Annotated in this window: 3 protein-coding genes; all 3 read right to left on the bottom strand. The window is 30.2% G+C overall.

The features are described 5' to 3' along the window. Positions 1 to 650, bottom strand: a 650-nt coding sequence (locus B4L98_RS09075; protein WP_291078058.1) for an acyl transferase, incomplete at its 3' end; no start/stop codon positions are given. A gap of 208 nt (positions 651 to 858) precedes the next feature. Further along, entirely contained in the window at positions 859 to 1248 is a 390-nt protein-coding gene (locus B4L98_RS09070) for a hypothetical protein (RefSeq protein ID WP_115001331.1), read from the bottom strand. Positions 1249 to 1277: 29 nt separating this feature from the next. Continuing rightward, on the bottom strand, positions 1278 to 2924 hold the full coding sequence (locus B4L98_RS09065) for a Na/Pi cotransporter family protein (protein WP_219034760.1): 1647 nt from the start codon (positions 2922 to 2924) through the stop codon (positions 1278 to 1280). Positions 2925 to 3222: the final 298 nt, after the last annotated feature.

The following is a 3222-nucleotide window of genomic DNA, read 5'->3' as shown; positions in this document are numbered from 1 at the left end:
AATTCTTCGCGCGTAATTTCTTTCTTGCGACCTTTCATTCCGCCAGTTTCCATCACAATTGTGTGCTGCAAATTCATTTTATAATTTTCGACAAAATCTAATAAAGCAAATGAAACACCAATCAAAATTGCTTTCTTGCCCGTTTTTTCGTGCGCAATAAGATTTTCGTACAATTCATCGTGATTATACAAATAGAAACCACTTTTATCGCTACCAGATTTCTCAATCCAATACTCCACCATATCAATCAAAGACGAACCTGTACGCTCCAAATACGAAGGCAAAAGCGCGAAAATAGTATAATCGGGAAGTGGACCATAAAATTGTTCGAAACATTTTTCTAAACTGTAATGATACAATGCCAAATCCGTTACCAAATGTTTACTTGTCGCCATTCCAGTTGTTCCCGAACTTGTAAAAACCTTTTCCACTTCACGATTTCCCGAAATCAATTTAAATTTCTTAAAAAACTGAATCGGTAAAAAAGGAATTTCGTTGGTGTGTTTTACAGTAGAATAATCAACGTTCAAGAAATTTAAGAAGTTTTTGTACACCTCATTTTCTTGCGCTTGATAACGGAAAACTTCCAATGCAACGTTTTGGAAATCTTCTTCGGATTGAATAGAAAAAATTTGCTTTGAATCAAACATTTTGCAAAATTACAAAATAGAGTAGAAGTGAGCGAAGTAATTATATTATTTTATAAATAAAACCGTCAATTCGAGTGAAATTCGTTTAGAATTTTGTGTCGAGAATAAGGTTTTAGAAGATAAAATTCATCTTAATTCTCGATACAATTTTTAGAAATATATTTCTAAAAATCACTCGAATTGACGAATTTTAATTCAAGACAAGTTATTATTTAAAATATTCATCAAAATGATGTTTGAATAAAGTTGACATCGTTTCAGATTCTAAACCATATAAAGTAATTTCAAATTCAAATACGTCATCAGAAATTTCAATTCCAGAAATAGAACTTCCCCAACTTTTTAATTCTTCTTTAAAATCATTATAATAAATTCTAAGATTTGGAATAATCGCTGTGTCTATCAATCTTTCTTTTTCAGAATCATAATTTATATGGATGTTATTTGCTAAACAATAATTTTTGAATAATAAATAAGGAGATTCAATATCTATAAAATTTATTTTGCCATAAACAACTCCCATCGGAACATCTGCAAATTCAAATTCTGTAGTTCCAATAATTTGTTCTTCAAGCTTTATTGTAAATGTAGTAGCCATGCAATAAATTTCTTTAAACTTACAAAAATCTACTGATTTTTTAGCTTAACAATTGTTGCATTGGCTTTGTAAAGATGATCGCCAAGAATTTCGTAATTCTGAATTAGATCTTTGTAGAAAAGCGCACTTGTAGTCAAAAGTTTCTCTTTTTCGATCGTCTTCATTAAATTTGCTTCGGCTTCTTTGTAAATTGTATTAATCGTTTTTTCGATAAACTCCGCTTGTTTGATAGAAACTTCTTCTTGTGTTTCGTTCAAATTTTGATTTAGAATACGCGTTGTTTGATCCAAATTATTTTGAAATTCGACCAAATACGTTCTCATTTTTGGTGTAAAATAACTATTTGTCATTCTACGACGACGATGAATAGAAGAAATCTTAATCGCAATATCGCCCACACTTTCCAGATGATGACAAAGTGTAATTAGTTGATGAATCGCAATTGTATTTTCGTTTGGTAAATCTAAATCAGCAATTTCATTCAAAAATTCATTGACTTCTCTCTCCAATTGATCACCTTCTTTTTCCAGTTCCAAAATTCGTTCACGAAAAACCAAAATCTTTTCTTCATCACTTTCAGTAATCATTCGCCCAAGCGTATAAATCGTTTGTTTCGTTGTAGAAGCGAGTTTCAGAAGTTTTTTGTTGGCTTCATTTTTATATAGGTCAGAATTTGTTCCGAATGGAATTGCATAAAATTCTAATTTATTGTCTGCTGATTTTACAGAGAAATATTTTTTCTGACAATAGAAAGCTATTTTATTGATAAAAGGCGTAAACAAAATGACCCCGACGAAATTACTAATAGTATCAAAAGTAATCAGTTGAACAGCGATATTTGATGAAATTGTTGTTCCAATAAATTTTAAAACAAAATTTGCAATCAACATAAAAATCAACGCAATTACAATATTGAAAAATGTATGAAATGCTGCGACAACTTTCGTGTATTTATCTCCAATTGCGGCAACTAAATGCGCTGTAAAAGTTGTTCCTATATTTGCTCCCAAAACAATCATTGCAGCTAATTCGATAGGTAAACCTTTGCTCGCTAATAAAATTGCAATCGTAATTGATGCTGATGAAAAGTGGACTAAAACCGTTAGTAATATTCCAAATAGAATAAATAACAAATTAGTCAAAAAACCATAATGCGATAATTGCTGAAAGAATTCTTGTAACTTCTGATGACTTTCGATAGAAGGTAAAAAAGTTTTCAGGAAATAAAGCGAAAGAAAAAGTAAGGAAAGCGAAAATAAAATTCCACCTACTTTTCTTTGGTTACGTTTTTTCGATAAATAAAATGGAAAAGCCACCAGTATAAGAGGCAATGCAATTTGTACCAAATCGAATTTCATTCCGAAATAGACCAACCACAATGTAAGCGTAGTTCCGATATTTGCGCCTAATATTAAGCCAAATGCTTTTCGCAAATTAATCAATCCAGCATTTACAAATCCCAATATAAACACACTCGCAGCCGAGGAAGATTGTATAGCTGTTGTAAAAAAAGTACCTGTAACAATTGTCGATAAATTGTTTTTGGTTAATTTGTTTAGAGTGCGTTTAAAATTCGATCCAGATAACGCTTGTAAATTTTCGCTTAATAGTTTTATCGCAAAAATGAACAAAGCAATTGCTCCGAAAAGTTGCAAAATTTGTATGATAAGATGCATTAATGATTAATTGACTACAAAAATAGGGACTCTAATGTAAATAGAATATTATCTTTTTTACTTTTATTGAAAAAAAGTTTAATCTTTTTTTGAATTCTAAAATTCTGATTTTCAAAATTGAAGTAAATTTTTAGAAAAAACTTCTACTTTTTTTTGAAAAAACATTTGCGAGATTCGAAAAACTGCCCTAATATTGCACCACGAAAAAGGAACAATACTTCTTTCGAGAAATGAATATCCTGTTTTCAATTTGAAATATACAAATAATAATATTTTTGCCGATGTAGCTCAGCTGGCT

The sequence above is a fragment of the Empedobacter sp. UBA5528 genome, from assembly GCF_002426075.1.
In the GTDB taxonomy this organism is placed as follows: Bacteria; Bacteroidota; Bacteroidia; order Flavobacteriales; family Weeksellaceae; genus Empedobacter; species Empedobacter falsenii_B.
This window is presented reverse-complemented; position numbering and strand designations above follow the sequence as displayed.